Annotated in this window: 11 protein-coding genes; 2 read left to right on the top strand and 9 right to left on the bottom strand. The window is 72.5% G+C overall.

The annotated features are described in order from the left end of the window. Positions 1-263: 263 nt before the first annotated feature. On the top strand, positions 264-866 hold the full coding sequence (locus HNR20_RS20890; protein ID WP_184182375.1) for a TetR/AcrR family transcriptional regulator: 603 nt from the start codon (positions 264-266) through the stop codon (positions 864-866). Positions 867-1,068: 202 nt separating this feature from the next. On the opposite strand, the gene HNR20_RS20885 is transcribed toward HNR20_RS20890, so the two are convergent. The 9 genes from HNR20_RS20885 to ftsY all read right to left on the bottom strand — a co-directional run bounded on the left by HNR20_RS20885 (position 1,069) and on the right by ftsY (position 12,344). Then, complete coding sequence (locus tag HNR20_RS20885) at positions 1,069-2,148, bottom strand: amidohydrolase family protein (protein WP_184182373.1); 1,080 nt, start codon at positions 2,146-2,148, stop codon at positions 1,069-1,071. A 54-nt stretch (positions 2,149-2,202) separates the two neighbouring features. Continuing rightward, positions 2,203-3,762: a signal recognition particle protein gene (ffh, locus tag HNR20_RS20880; protein WP_184182363.1), complete on the bottom strand. Its 1,560-nt coding sequence runs from the start codon at positions 3,760-3,762 to the stop codon at positions 2,203-2,205. Positions 3,763-3,886: 124 nt separating this feature from the next. Continuing rightward, entirely contained in the window at positions 3,887-4,543 is a 657-nt protein-coding gene (locus HNR20_RS20875; RefSeq protein WP_110562440.1) for a response regulator transcription factor, read from the bottom strand. Continuing rightward, a complete protein-coding gene (locus HNR20_RS20870) occupies positions 4,540-5,706 on the bottom strand; it encodes a sensor histidine kinase (protein ID WP_229687458.1) in 1,167 nt (388 codons plus the stop codon). The genes HNR20_RS20875 and HNR20_RS20870 overlap by 4 nt, the downstream gene beginning before the upstream one ends. Before the next feature lie 239 nt (positions 5,707-5,945). After that, the gene (locus tag HNR20_RS20865) at positions 5,946-8,222 is read right to left on the bottom strand and encodes a [protein-PII] uridylyltransferase (RefSeq protein ID WP_184182359.1); all 2,277 of its coding nucleotides are present in this window, start codon (positions 8,220-8,222) and stop codon (positions 5,946-5,948) included. Between the two features lie 17 nt (positions 8,223-8,239). Continuing rightward, complete coding sequence (locus tag HNR20_RS20860) at positions 8,240-8,578, bottom strand: P-II family nitrogen regulator (RefSeq protein WP_172862163.1); 339 nt, start codon at positions 8,576-8,578, stop codon at positions 8,240-8,242. A 25-nt stretch (positions 8,579-8,603) separates the two neighbouring features. Beyond that, the gene (locus HNR20_RS20855) at positions 8,604-10,016 is read right to left on the bottom strand and encodes an ammonium transporter (protein ID WP_184182357.1); all 1,413 of its coding nucleotides are present in this window, start codon (positions 10,014-10,016) and stop codon (positions 8,604-8,606) included. 276 nt (positions 10,017-10,292) lie between these two features. Then, the gene (locus HNR20_RS20850; RefSeq protein ID WP_184182355.1) at positions 10,293-11,156 is read right to left on the bottom strand and encodes a phosphotransferase; all 864 of its coding nucleotides are present in this window, start codon (positions 11,154-11,156) and stop codon (positions 10,293-10,295) included. A 6-nt stretch (positions 11,157-11,162) separates the two neighbouring features. Beyond that, positions 11,163-12,344 carry a signal recognition particle-docking protein FtsY gene (ftsY, locus tag HNR20_RS20845; protein ID WP_184182353.1) on the bottom strand — a complete coding sequence of 394 codons (1,182 nt, stop codon included), beginning with the start codon at positions 12,342-12,344 and terminating at the stop codon, positions 11,163-11,165. A 116-nt stretch (positions 12,345-12,460) separates the two neighbouring features. On the opposite strand from ftsY, the gene HNR20_RS20840 reads away from it, so the two are divergent. Beyond that, positions 12,461-14,188, top strand: coding sequence for an alkaline phosphatase D family protein (locus tag HNR20_RS20840; RefSeq protein WP_184182351.1), 1,728 nt, complete (start codon positions 12,461-12,463; stop codon positions 14,186-14,188). Positions 14,189-14,198 lie beyond the last annotated feature (10 nt).

Below are 14,198 nucleotides of genomic sequence, written 5' to 3'. Positions count from 1 at the left end.
ACTCGTCGTGCCGCCGGCCCCTCGGCGTGCCGCCGGCCCCTCGGCGTGCCGCCGGCCCCTCGGCGTGCCGCCGGCCCCTCGGCGTGCCGCCGGCCCCTCGTCGTGCCGCCGGCCCCTCGTCGTGCCGCCGGCCCCTCGGCGTGCCGCCGGCCCCTCGGCGTGCCGCTCGCCGCCCGGCGTGCCGCCCACGGCGTGCCGCCGGGCTGTCGGCCGCCGTGGCCGCGCTGGGCTGGGCGGTGGCCCGCCAGTAGAATTCGACCACCATGACTACGCCGACGGACTCGCCGCGCCAGCGACTGCGGGACACGATCGTGGACGCGGCCCGCGCGCGGACCATCGCCGCCGGGTGGGACGCGGTCCGGATGGGCGGGGTGGCCACCACGGCCGGGGTGAGCCGGCAGACCGTCTACAACGAGTTCGGCAGCAAGGCGGGGCTGGCCGAGGCGCTCGCCCGCGCCGAGGTGGACCGGTTCGTCGGCGACGTCCGTGCCGCGCTCGACGCGCACGGCTCCGACGTGCGGGCCGGCGCGTACGCGGCCATCGCGCACACCCTCGCCACGGCTGCCGACAATCCGCTGGTCAAGGCGATCCTGACCAGCGCTCGCGGCGGCTCGGACGAGCTACTCCCATACCTCACCACCCGGGCCGAGGTGGTGCTCACCGAGGCGTCCGGCGCACTCATCGAGTGGGCCGACGACCACCTGCCGGGGGCGGACCGGGCCGCGCTGACCTTCGCCGCCGACACCGTCGTCCGCCTGGTGGTGAGCCACATCGTGCTCCCCCGCACCCCGATCGAGCAGACCGCCGAGGCCCTCGCCGACCTCGCCGTACGCCTCTTCGCCGCCGCGACCCACCCCACCCGCTGACCCCACCCGACGTACCGGTCGCGCCGGTCGCGCCGGCGGCAAGATCGCGCTCGATCATGGATGTAGTGGCATCCCACAACGCCGAGGCCACTACTTCCTGGATCGAGCGCGATCTTGCCGCCCGCAGCGGGTTCAGCAGGCAGGCGGGGACGGGGACGGGGACGGGGGCAGGGACGGGGACGGAGGCGGGGACGGGGACGGGTCAGCGGATCACGTTGCCGCGCAGGATCGTGCGGGCGGGGGCGCGGACGACGCGCAGGTCGCGGCGGGGGTCCTCGGGGTAGACGGTCAGGTCGGCGAGGCCGCCCTCGACGAGGCCGGGGAAGCCGAGCCACTCCCGGGCACCCCAGGACGCGGCGGCGAGCACGTCGATCGGCGCCATGCCGGCCTGCTCGTGCAACAGCAGCATCTCCTCGGCGGCCAGGCCGTGGTCGATGCCACCACCGGCGTCGGTGCCCACGTAGATCGGCACACCCGCCTCGTGGGCGGCACGCACCACCTCGGGGAAGTTGTCGCGCAGCGCGAGCATGTGCTCGGCGTACCCGGGGAACTTGGCCCGCGCCTGCTCGGCGATGCCCCCGAAGGTCGCGATATTGATCATCGTGGGGATCAGCGCGGTGCCCTGGCGGGCCATCTCGTCGATCAGGTCGAGGCTCAGCCCGGTGCCGTGCTCCACCGAGTCCACCCCGGCCCGCACCATGATCTCGACGGCCGACTCAGAGAAGGTGTGCACCGCGGCGCGTACCCCGGCGTCGTGCGCGGCCCGCACCGCCGCGGTGAGGGTGTCCGCGTCCCAGGCCGGCGCGAGGTCGCCCACGCCCCGGTCGATCCAGTCGCCGACCAACTTCACCCAGCCGTTGCCGGCCCGCGCCTGCGCGGCCACCGTCGCGGCCACCTCGGCCGCGCCGACCTCCACCCCGATGTCGCGCAGGTAGCGCTTCGGCGGCGCGACGTGCCGGCCCGCGCGGGCCAGTCGCGGCAGGTCCGGCTCGTCGTCCAGTTCGGGGTACGGGTACGGCGAGCCGGCGTCGCGGATCGCCAGGACCCCGGCGTCCCGGTCGACGTGGGCCAACTCGCGGGCCTGGTCGAGGGAGGTGATCGGGGCGCCGCCACGGGCGATGCCGATGTGGCAGTGCGCGTCGACCAGCCCGGGCAGGACGAAACCGCCGTCGACGACCGTCTCCGCCCCGGGCACCGGGGTGAAGGTCACCCGGTCGCCGACCAGCCAGAGATCCCGGACCTCGTCGTCGGGGAGCAGCACACCGCGCACATGAAGAGCCATGCGCACAGTCCTACCCGATCACCTCGTCGTCGGCGACGCCGCCACCGTCAAGCGTCAGCGGGGGCGGTTGTCGCCGCCCTTGCCGAGCTTGTTGAAGTCGATCTTCGGAAGCTTGAAGCCGGGCGGCAGGCCCTGGCCACCGGCGAGGTCGTTCGGGTCCATGCCCGGCGGGAGCTGCGGCATGCCGCCGGGGAAGCCGCCCGGCATTCCGGCGCCCGCCCCGGTACGCGGACGACCGCCGCCCTTGGTGCCCTTGCGCTTGTTCTTCGGCGACTTGGTCGCCTTGCGCCGGCCACCGCCGGGCAGGCCCATCATGCCGCCCATCTGCTTCATCATCTTCTGCGCGTCGGCGAAGCGGTTGAGCAGTTGGTTGACGTCCATCACGGTGACCCCGGAGCCGTTGGCGATGCGCGCCCGGCGGGACCCGTTGATGATCTTCGGATTGGTTCGCTCGCCCGGGGTCATCGATCGGATGATCGCGGTGACCCGGTCGAAGTGGCTGTCGTCCAACTCGGAGAGCTGGTCCTTCATCTGCCCCATGCCGGGCATCATGGCCAGCACGTTGGCGATCGGGCCCATCCGCCGCACCGCGATGAGCTGGTCGAGGAAGTCATCCAGGGTGAACTGCTCACCGCCCATCAGCTTGGCGGTCATCTTCTCCTTCTGATCGGAGTCGAAGGCCTGCTCGGCCTGCTCGATCAGAGTGAGGACGTCGCCCATGCCGAGGATCCGGCTGGCCATCCGGTCGGGGTGGAAGACGTCGAAGTCCTCCAACTTCTCACCGGTGGAGGCGAACAGGATCGGCTGCCCGGTCACCTCACGCACCGACAGCGCGGCACCACCACGGGCGTCGCCGTCGAGCTTGGAGAGGACCACACCGGTGATGCCGACGCCGTCGCGGAACGCCTCGGCGGTGCGGACGGCATCCTGACCGACCATCGCGTCGATGACGAAGATGACCTCGTCCGGCTGGACCGCGTCGCGGATGTCGGCGGCCTGCTGCATCATCTCGGCGTCGATGCCGAGCCGGCCGGCGGTGTCGACGATGACGATGTCACGGGCCGCCCGCTTCGCGTGCTCGATCGACGCGCGGGCCACCTGCACCGGGTCACCGGTGCCGTTGCCGGGCTCCGGGGCGTACACCTCGACGCCGGCCCGACCACCGAGCACCTGGAGTTGCCCGACGGCGTTGGGGCGCTGGAGGTCGGCGGCGACGAGCAGCGGCTGGTGCCCCTGGCCCTTGAGCCAGCGGGCCAGCTTGCCGGCCAGCGTCGTCTTACCGGAACCCTGGAGGCCGGCCAGCATGATCACCGTCGGCGGCTGCTTGGCGAACTGGAGCCGTCGCCCCTCGCCGCCGAGCACGTTGATCAGCTCTTCGTTGACGATCTTGATGATCTGCTGGGCCGGGTTCAGCGCCTGGGAGACCTCGGAGCTGCGGGCACGCTCCTTGACGGCCGCGATGAAGCCCTTGACCACCGGCAGCGCGACGTCCGCCTCCAGCAGCGCGAGGCGGATCTCGCGCGCGGTGGCGTCGATGTCGGCGTCGGTGAGCCGCCCCTTGCCGCGGAGCTTGGTGAAGATCCCGGACAGGCGGTCACTCAAGGTGTCAAACACGCGAACATCCCGTTTGTCAGTGTTCCGGCGGGCACAACGCGGCCGGCACTGCGGAGTCCGGCCACCGCTAGGGTAGCCGCCCGGCCGCGGGGCCGCTGTCGCCCGGCCCGGCCCGCCGGGGCCGTCACTCCGACACCAACCCCGACTGGTACGCGAAGACGACGAGCTGGGCCCGGTCCCGGGCTCCCAGCTTGCCCATCGCCCGGCTGACGTGGGTCCGCGCGGTCGCCGGGCTGACCACCAGCCGTACGGCGATCTCCTCGTTGTTCAGGCCCTCACCGACCAGGCCGACGACCTGGCGCTCCCGGTCGGTGAGCGCGTCCAGCCGGGGGTGCGGACGAAGCACCCGGGACGGCCGGGTGGCGAACTCCCGCACCACCCGTCGGGTCACCGACGGCGACAGCAGCGCCTCCCCCTCGGCGACCAACCGGATCGCGCGTAGCAGCTCAGCCGGTCGGGTGTCCTTGGTGAGGAACCCGCTCGCACCGTGCCGCAGCGCGTCGAAGACGTACTCGTCCAGCTCGAAGGTGGTCAGCACCACCACCCGCGTACCGGTCAGGTCAGGGTCCGCGACGATTCGCCGGGTCGCCTCGATGCCGTCGATGCCGGGCATCCGGATGTCCATCAGCACCACGTCCGGCCGTTCCCGACGCGCCAGCTCGACCGCCCGCAGCCCGTCGGCCGCCTCGCCGGCCAGCGCCAGGTCGTCCTCGCTCTCCACCAGCGCGCGCAGACCGAGCCGGACCAGGTCCTGGTCGTCGGCGATCAGCACCCGGATCACGTGGTCGACCCCACGGGCAGCCGGGCGTGGACCCGGAACCCGCCACCGGTACGCGGCCCGGTGGTCAACCGCCCGCCCAGCGCCACGACCCGCTCCCGCATCCCGGCCAGACCGTGCCCGCCGACGCCGTCAGCGGCCAGATCGATCCCATCGCTGGCCGCGCCGGTGCCCCGGTCGGTGACCTCGACGGTCAGCTCGTCGGCCCGATAGTCGACGGTCACCTCCGCGTCGGAGACCCCAGCGTGCCGCAGCACGTTCGTCAACGCCTCCTGCACCACCCGGTACGCGGCCAGGTCCACCGCCGCCGGCAGCTCCCGAGGGTCGCCGACCACGCGCAGCTCGACGGCGAGACCGGCCCCGGCGAGCCGCTCCCGCAACGCCGCGAGCCGGGCCAGGCCGGGCACCGGCCCACGCTCCGCGCCCTGCCGTACCGCCCCCAGGGTGACCCGGAGTTCGTCCAGCGCCTCCCGGCTGGTCCGGCTGATCGCGGTGAGCGCGGTCTCCGCCTGCTCCGGCCGCTTCGGCAGCAGGTGCAGGGCGATCTCCGCCTGCATGCTGATCGCGGCAAGCCCGTGCCCCACCACGTCGTGCACCTCCTGCGCGATGCGCAACCGCTCCTCGTCGGCCTGCCGTCGCGCCTCCTCGGCGCGGCTGCGGGCCTGGTCGGCACGCTCACGCGCGGCAGCCTCGCGGTTGACCCGCACCACCACCCCCACCGCGAACGGTACGACCACCCAGGCCGAAGCGGGCAGCACTCCCGTCCATCCGGGGGCCGGGCCACGGGAGAAGAAGACGTGCGCCAACAACAGCACGAACGCCCCGGCGGCGGCGCGGGCCGCCGGGGCCACCGGCAGCCGCACGGCGACGGTGTACACCGCGATCAGGAACGCGAGCAGGATCGGCCCGTACGGGTACCCGAGCACCAGGTACGCCGACGTGGCCACGGTGACCACGGCGAGGGTGACGACCGGAGCACGCCGCCGGACCAGCAGAGCGAGCGCGGCGACGGCGATCAGCACCCGGCAGGCGGCGTCCACCGGCCGCGACCCCGGCTGGTTGTCCCCGGCCAGACCGGTGGCGAGCAACCCGAACGCGAGCAGCACCAGAGCGAGCGCGGCATCCGCCGCCACCCCCGGCCACCGCCACTGCCCGCCTCGTCGCATGGCCGTCATTCTGCCCGCGCCAACGCCCCGCGACGTGCGCCCACAAGCGACACCGCCCCTACGCCCCCAGACGTACCCGCCCGCCCCGTCCCCGCCGCCCCTCGCCCCCGCGATCTTGCACTTTGTGTCGCCGCTATGCGTTCTTTGCGCAGTTTGCGGGGACACAAAGTGCAAGATCGACGCGGGAGTGCGGGCGGGGTGAGGGGCGTGGGCGCGGGGCGCGGGGGGGGTGGGGGGGGTTAGACGGCGGCGAGGACTGTGGCTTCGAGGCGTGCTCGGGCTTCGTCGTCCGGCCAGCCGCCGACGAGGTAGAAGGCGTCCACCACGTCCGCGCCGAGAGTGGAGATGCGGGCCGCCCGGACCAGGGCGCCCGCGTCGTCGAGCGCGCAGGTGACGCGGTAGAGCAACCCGGCGGCGTCGGCCGCGCGCAACTCCAGCAGCACCGCGTCGGTGGCCGCCTCGCGGTGCCAGACGACCCGGGGAGCAGCGCCGCCGCCGCGAGCGGCGAGCGCACGGCCGCGCAGCCGCTGGGTCACCGACACGTCACCGCCGACCGCCCGGCGCAGGTCGGCGCGGAGCGACACCGGATCCGGCGGCAGGCCGTAGCGGGGTTGCACCCGGCACTCGACCAGGGCACGGCCGTCGACCACGGACGCGTCCGCGGAGATCACTTCCAGCCGGTGCAGGGCGAGGCAGCCGGCAACCGTGGCGAGCAGGCCCCGCCGGTCGGCCGCGGCGACCGACACCCGGTCCCCGGTCAGGTGGACGACTGGCAGTGGCCCGGCCAGCAGAGCCGGGTCCGGAGCCGGGGGCTCGGGCAGCACGCCGGTGTCCAGGGCGGTGCGGACCCGGGCGACCAGCTCGGCGACGAGCCGGCCCTTCCAGTCCGACCAGGCCGCCGGACCGGTCGCCGCCGCGTCGGCACGGACCAGCGCGTGCAGCAGGTCGAGGGTGCCGGTGTCGCCGACCGCCTCGGCCACCGAGGCGATGGTGACCGGGTCGGCCAGGTCCCGGCGGGTGGCCACGTCGGGCAGCAGCAGGTGCAACCGGACCAGCGCGCCGATCAGCGCGACTTCACCGGGTGGCAGACCGATCCGGGTCGCCACCGCCTGGGCCAGTGGCACACCGACGGTGCTGTGATCACCGGCGAGGCCCTTGCCGATGTCGTGCAGGAGCGCACCGAGGAGCAGCAGGTCGGGGCGTTCCACTTCGCGGGCGTGCCGGCTGGCCTCGTGAGCTGCCTGCACGAGGTGCCGGTCGAGGGTGTAGCGGTGCACCGGGTTGTGCTGGGGCAGGCTGCGCAGCCGGGTCCACTCGGGCAGCCAGCCGTCGACCAGCCCGTACCGATCGCAGGTCTCCCAGGCCGGCACCAGGCCGGGCCCGGCGCCGAGCAGGGTGGTCAGCGCGGCCCGGGCCTCAGCCGGCCAGGGCGCGGGCAGCGGCGGGCAGTAGGCCGCCAGCCACTCACAGGTGGCCCGGGCGATCGGGAGTCGGGTCGTGGCCGCCGCGGCGGCCACCCGCAGCGAGAGGCTCGGGTCGGGACGTGCCCCGATCGCCGTCCGGGCCAGCACCAGCTCGCCGTCGTGCTCGACCACGTCGCGGGCCACCGGGCGGCGCGCCGGGCGACCGTTGCCGCCTCGGGACCGGCCGGAGCGCAGCCGCTCGGCGGCACGGAAGGCGTCGTCCAGAGCGTGGCTGACCGTGCGGGCATCACCGGCGACCCGGCGCAGGAGGGCGTCGCCGTCGTCCAGGTCGAGGAGCCGAGCCACTCCGTCGCGTTCCTGGGCGACCAGCCGGTCGACCCGTCGGCCGACCTGCTGGTGCAGGGCGTCCCGGGTGTCCAGCAGGCGCAGGTGGGCGGCGCGCACGGCCGGGCGCAGCGCGTCGGTGATGCCGGCGGTGGCGATCGCCCGCAGCAGACCCACGTCGCGCAGGCCACCGGCGGCCTCCTTCAGGTCGCCCTCCAGCAGGAACGCCAGCTCACCGTGGGCCTGCCAGCGGGCGGCCGTGACCTCCCGCAGGCCGGGGAGGTGACGTACGGCGGTGCGCCGCCAATGGTCGGAAGCGGTGCGGATCAACGCGTCGGCCAGCGCCTGGTCGCCCACGATCAGCCGGGCGTCGAGCAGCCCGAGGGCGACCTTGACGTCGTCCTGGGCGACCGAGAGGGCCTCGGCGACGGTACGTACCGAATGGTCGAGCCGCAGGCCCGCGTCCCAGATCGGATACCAGATCGAGGCGGCCAACTCGTCCGTGCCGGGCACCCCGGCGTGCAGCAACACCAGGTCGAGGTCGCTGTACGGGGAGCATTGCCGCCGGCCCAACCCCCCTACGGCGATCAGTGCCACCCCGTCCTGAGCGGGTAGCAACCCCCGCAGGAAGTCGTCGTACGCCGCCGCCCGTGCCAGCCGAGCCGCCTCGCCGATCCCCCCGGGAACGCCGACGACCTCGTTGATCAAGAAGTTCGCGTCGCCGTCGCCGGCGTGCCCTGACGCGTTCTTCTTGATCAACGAGGTCATGTCGGTCGTGGTCCAGGTCAGAGTGCGTCGAGGCCGCGTTCGCCGGTACGAACCCGGACGACCTCTTCGACACCGGTGACCCAGACCTTGCCGTCGCCGATCTTGCCCGTCCGTGCTGCCCCGACGATGGCGTCCACGACCTTGTCGACGTCGATCTCGTCGGTGAGCACCTCGACCCGGATCTTGGGCAGGAACTCGACCGTGTACTCGGCACCCCGGTAGACCTCGGTGTGCCCCTTCTGCCGCCCGTACCCCTGAACCTCGCTGACGGTCAGCCCGGCCACCCCGAGGGCGTGCAGGGCCTCCTTCACCGCGTCCAGTTGGTACGGCTTGATGACCGCGGTCACCAGCTTCATGTCCAACCCCTCCATCCCAGGAACGTTAACCGGCGACCTTTTCGCTGACCGGCTCGGCGGGCTCCGCTTCCGGCTTCGCGGCGTTCGTCGTGCCGCCACCGGGGGTGCCGATGCCGGCCATCGCGAACGCGCTGCCCGTGCCGCCACCGGCCGGGGACAGGTCGTAGCTGCTCTCGGCGTGCTCGCCGATGTCGATGCCCTCGACCTCGGCCTCGGCCTTCACGCGGAAGCCGATCGTCTTCTCGATGACGAAGGCGAGCACCCAGGCGATGCCGAACGACCAGACGGAGACGATCAGACCGGCGAGGGCCTGCCGCCCGAGCTGGGTGACGCCGCCCCCGTAGAAGAGACCGTCGGAGGCACCCACCACGTCGGTGATCGCGGCGTTGACCGAGTTGGTGGCGAAGAGACCGAGCCAGAGCGAGCCGATCCAGCCACCGACGAAGTGCACACCGACCACGTCGAGCGAGTCGTCGTAGCCGAGCTTGTACTTGAGGCTGACGGCGAGCGCACACACGACCCCGGCGACGATGCCGAGCAGGACGGACGCCCAGGGGGCGATGAAGCCACAGGCCGGGGTGATCGCGACCAGGCCGGCGACCGCGCCGGACGAGGCACCGACCATGGTCGGCTTACGCGACTTGACCCACTCGACCGCGATCCAGCCGAGCACCGCCGCCGCCGTGGCGAGCTGGGTGTTGATGAAGGCGAGGCCGGCGACCGAGTCGACGGTCAGCTCCGAACCGGCGTTGAACCCGAACCAGCCGAACCACAGCAGACCCGCACCGAGCGCGACCAGCGGGATGTTGTGCGGCTTCATGCCCTCGCGCGGCCAACCGAGCCGCTTGCCGAGCACCAGGGCCACGGCCAGGGCCGCCGCACCGGCGTTGATGTGCACCGCGGTGCCACCGGCGAAGTCCAGCGCGTGGATGTCGGCGCCGATGATGCCGCCGCCCCACACCCAGTGGGCGACCGGGAAGTAGACCAGGGTGGCCCAGCCGAAGGCGAACAGCAGCCAGCCGGCGAACTTGGCCCGGTCGGCGATGGCACCGCTGATCAGAGCGACGGTGATGACCGCGAAGACCATCTGGAAGGCCATGAACACGTAGAGCGGGACCCCGATGCCGCTGGGGTTCTCCGCCGTGGCCCCCCACAGGTCGGTCTCGGCGAGGAAGGTCTTGGTGCCGAGGTACGCGCCCGGGTCGCCCCAGAAGCCGTTCACGTCGGTCCCGAAGGCGACGCTGAATCCGTAGAACCACCACAGAATAGAGATGAGCCCGATAGCGGAGAAGCTCATCATCATCATGTTGAGTACGCCCTTGGCCCGGTTGAGGCCGCCGTAGAACAGCGCCAGTCCGGGGGTCATGAGCAGCACGAGCGCGGTCGAAACCAGCAGCCAAGTGGTATTGGCGCCGTCGATCGTCGGTGCTTCAGGCACGCTGGCCTCCTAAAGGTGAAGTCCTCCTTCGCGGCTTTCCGGGGCAGCGTCGCCCGTTGGCCGGTTGCGCGGAAGCTTCGCGGCCGGCTGTTTCACCCGAGGTCCCGTGCGGGTTTCCGTTTCGTGACGGGTTGTTTCGTACGTGTCACGAAGTCCGCACAGTCAGCGGCATGGACGGTGGTGGATCACCCGGACGGCGGACGTCGATGACTGACCGGCCGCACCCATTGACCGGTCCGCTTGACCGGACCGGCCGAGCATCGACCGGGTCGACGCTCAGCGGAGGGCGTTCTCCAGGGCGTGCCGCTCGTAGTCGAGCAGCCGCAGATCGCGCATCGGCCGGCGCAGGTGGCCCTTGTGCACGATCCGGACGAACGCCGGCTCACCGGCGGCGGCCATGCGGCGGATCCCCTCGACGTGGTCCACGATCCGCTTGCGGATGGTCCGGATCAGCCGGTGCCGGTCCCGGGGGATCAGCCCGTACGCGTCGGCGAAGAGCCGTAGCCGGCGCGGCCGGTCCGGGTGCTTCCAGCCCAGCGTGATCGAGTCCCGGTCCGCGAAGATCGGCACCCAGGTCCAGGCCGCGTACGCCACGTCGTAGATCCGTGCTCCGGGCGAGGCGAGGTCGAAGTCGATCAGCCCGAGGGTGCCGTCCGGTCGCCAGATCACGTTGTGCGGAGCCGCGTCGTGGTGGCAGATCACCTCGGTGTCCGGTGGTGGGGGCCCGAACGAACGCCACACCGCCCCCGGTGGCGGGGTGAAGCCGTACTGCGCGTCGTGGAACATCCGCAGCATGGTGGCGACGGTGACCAGCGCCTCGTCGGTCACCCAGTGCGGGGCGAGCGGATATTCTCCGCACTCCCCCTCCAGGTACGACAGGACCTCACGGTTGCGCTCGTCCATGCCGAGCGCTCGTGGGGCGCCGGTGAAACCCACGTACTCCAGGTGCCGCAGCAGGGCGTGCACCGACGGTGTCCACGGCCCGGCGTTGCGGCGCACGGTGTCGCCCACGCGGACGACGGTGCTCACGTTGCCGCCGTGCAGCGGGATCTCCTGCGAAGTCACGTACGGTCTCCCGAGGCGCTGCGAAGGGTGGCCGGGCTCGCGCCAGCCCGCGTAGGCGCGGTTGTCACTGGTCACCCGAGACTACGCGTCCCGTCCGGTGGCCTCGGTCCCCAGCAACGCGTCCACGAACTGCGCGGGGTCGAACGGGGCCAGGTCGTCCTTGCCTTCACCGAGGCCGACCAGCTTCACGGGGATGCCGAGCTTGCGCTGGACGGCGATCACGATGCCGCCCTTGGCGGTGCCGTCGAGCTTGGTCAGCACCACACCTGTCACGTTGACCACGTCGGTGAAGACCCGGGCCTGCTCCAGGCCGTTCTGCCCGGTCGTGGCGTCCAGGATGAGCAGTGTCTCGTCGATCGGGCCCTGCTTCTCCACCACGCGCTTGACCTTGCCCAGCTCGTCCATCAGGCCGACCTTGTTCTGCAGGCGGCCGGCGGTGTCGATGAGCACGGTGTCCACGCCGGTGTCGATGCCGCGCTTGACCGCGTCGAAGGCGACGCTGGCGGGGTCGGCGGCCTCGGGGCCACGGACGGTCTCCGCGCCGACGCGCGAGCCCCAGGTCTCCAGTTGGTCGGCGGCGGCGGCCCGGAAGGTGTCCGCGGCGCCGAGCAGCACGCTGCGGCCGTCGGCCACCAGCACCCGGGCGATCTTGCCGCAGGTGGTGGTCTTGCCGGCGCCGTTGACGCCGACGACCAGGACCACTGCCGGCACGCCGTCCTTCGGGGCGGTCCGCAGCGACCGGTCCAGGCTCGGGTCGAGCGCGTTGACCAATTCGGCGGCGAGCAGTGCCCGCAGCTCGGCGGCCGAGCGGGTGCCGAGCACCTTGGTGCGCTCGCGGAGCCGGTCGACGATGTCGCGGGTGGCGTCGACGCCGACGTCGGCGGTGATCAGGCTGTCCTCGATCTCCTCCCAGACGTCCTCGTCGAGGTGGTCGCGGGCGAGCAGGCCGAGCAGGCCCTTGCCGAAGACGTTCTGCGAGCGGGACAGTCGCGAGCGGAGCCGGACCAGCCGCCCGGCGGTCGGCTCGGGCACCTCCACGGGTGCCTCGAGCACCGGTGGCGGCTCGACCAGGACACCGGTGGACAGATCCGACTCCGGTGCCTCGACCGGCGGGCCGGCGAGATCTTCCTCAGCTCTGGTGTCGACCTCGGTGCGCGGCAGCGGAGGCTCGGGCCGCCGCCGCAAACGCGGCACGACCAGCCCGACTGTGCCGGCGATCAGCACACCGAGCAGGACCAGAGCGAGGACGAGATATTCGGCCATGCCGGAATCCTGTCAGATGCGGGCGGCGGCGTCCCAGCCACCGCACCCCGGGCGGTGCCCGGAGTCTCAGCTACCGCACCCGGTCGGTGCCAGGAACCGGCGGTAGGCTCGGCCGCATGTCCGCCGCACACCTCCTCATCGGTCCACTTCTGCGGCGAGTGGTGGACACCCGGGCCACCGTCTGGGTGGAGACGGCCGCGCCCGCCGTGGTCACCGTCCGCACCGCAGGCGGCGCCACCGGCACCGCGCCCACCTTCTCGGCGTACGACCACCACTACGCCCTCGTGGTGGTGGAGGGGCTCACTCCGGACAGCGAGACCACCTACGAGGTGCTGGTCGACGACGAGTTGGTCTGGCCGGTGCCGAGCACCGGTTTCCCGCCGAGCGTGATCCGCACCCGGGCCGCCGACGACCGGGACCAGCCGGTCAGCCTGATCTTCGGCTCGTGTCGGGAGACCACCCAGCACGCGACCACGCGGAAGCTGCCGCCGGACGCCCTGGACGCGTACGCCCGGCGGTTGATGGCCGACCCGGAATCGAACCCGCTTCCCGACCTGCTGGTGCTGCTCGGTGACCAGGTCTACGCCGACGTCACCTCGCCGACGGTGCGCCGGTTGCTGCGTCGCCGGCGGCGGCGTCCGAAGGGCGCCCCGTCCGACCAGGTGGTGAGCTTCGACGAGTACACCAAGCTCTACCTGGAGTCCTGGCGTGATCCGGAGATCCGCTGGCTGCTCTCCACCGTTCCGAGCGTGATGATCTTCGACGACCACGAGATCATCGACGACTGGAACACCTCGGCCGCGTGGCGTGCGGAGGTGCGTGAACAGCCGTGGTGGCAGGAGCGGATCGGCAGTGGGCTCGCCTCGTACTGGGTCTACCAGCACCTGGGCAACCTCTCCCCCGACGAGATCGCCGCCGATCCGGTCTTCGCCAAGGTCGCCGCCGCCGAGGACGCCACCGGCTTGCTGCGCGAGTTCGGGCACCGGGTCGATCAGGAGTCGGACCTGGCACACGACACCGATCGCTGGCGCGCGGTGCAGTACCAGTGGAGCTACGCACTGGACCTGGGCCGGACCCGGTTGGTCATGCTGGACAACCGGTGCAGCCGGGTGCTCGATGGGGGCAGTCGGGCCATGCTGCCGCCCGGCGAGTGGTCCTGGTTCCTCGACCAGGCGCACGGCGTCTACGACCACCTGGTGGTCGGTGCTTCGCTGCCCTGGCTGCTCCCGCAGGGCATCCATCACATCGAGGCGTGGAACGAGAAGCTGGCCGAATCGCGTCGCCCCTGGGTGGCACAGGGGGCGGAGAAGCTGCGCCGCGCACTGGACCTGGAGCACTGGGCGGCGTTCCGACGCTCCTTCGAGGCGCTCGCGGAGACTTTCGCCCGCATCGGCACCGGCACCCCGAGTCCGTCCGGGGCACGGGTCGGTGCCGGTCCGGCGTACGCCCCGCCGGCGTCGATCAGTGTGCTCTCCGGGGATGTGCACCACTCGTACGTGGCTCGGGCCCGGTTCCTCGACCCGGCGGTGGTCACTCCCGTGCATCAGCTCACCTGTTCGCCGATCCACAACCAGGTGCCGGCCGGCATCCGTCCGCTGATGCGGTTGGGCTGGTCGTCCGGCCCGGCGGGGGCCACCCGGGCGCTGGCCCGCTCGGCGGGTGTCCGCCGCCCCAGGGTGCGCTGGCACAAGCTGGCCGGCCCCTACTTCGGCAATGCGGTCGCCACGCTGACCCATCAGGGTCGGGGGGCCGAGGTGACCATCGAGGGCACGACGAGTGACGGTCACCTACGGCCGGTGATGCACCGCCGGCTCTCCGGTGCCGATCGAGCAACATCGCCGTAGTCTCTACGCC

The organism is Micromonospora parathelypteridis, from assembly GCF_014201145.1.
Taxonomy (GTDB): domain Bacteria; phylum Actinomycetota; class Actinomycetes; order Mycobacteriales; family Micromonosporaceae; genus Micromonospora; species Micromonospora parathelypteridis.
This window is presented reverse-complemented; position numbering and strand designations above follow the sequence as displayed.

Excerpts from the sequence above, each read along its gene's own strand:
- HNR20_RS20890 (WP_184182375.1), top strand. The coding sequence starts at position 264 with ATGACTACGCCGACGGACTCGCCGCGCCAGCGACTGCGGGACACGATC.
- HNR20_RS20885 (WP_184182373.1), bottom strand. The coding sequence starts at position 2,148 with ATGGCTCTTCATGTGCGCGGTGTGCTGCTCCCCGACGACGAGGTCCGG.
- HNR20_RS20870 (WP_229687458.1), bottom strand. The coding sequence starts at position 5,706 with ATGCGACGAGGCGGGCAGTGGCGGTGGCCGGGGGTGGCGGCGGATGCC.
- HNR20_RS20865 (WP_184182359.1), bottom strand. The coding sequence starts at position 8,222 with ATGACCTCGTTGATCAAGAAGAACGCGTCAGGGCACGCCGGCGACGGC.
- HNR20_RS20860 (WP_172862163.1), bottom strand. The coding sequence starts at position 8,578 with ATGAAGCTGGTGACCGCGGTCATCAAGCCGTACCAACTGGACGCGGTG.
- ftsY (WP_184182353.1), bottom strand. The coding sequence starts at position 12,344 with ATGGCCGAATATCTCGTCCTCGCTCTGGTCCTGCTCGGTGTGCTGATC.
- HNR20_RS20840 (WP_184182351.1), top strand. The coding sequence starts at position 12,461 with ATGTCCGCCGCACACCTCCTCATCGGTCCACTTCTGCGGCGAGTGGTG.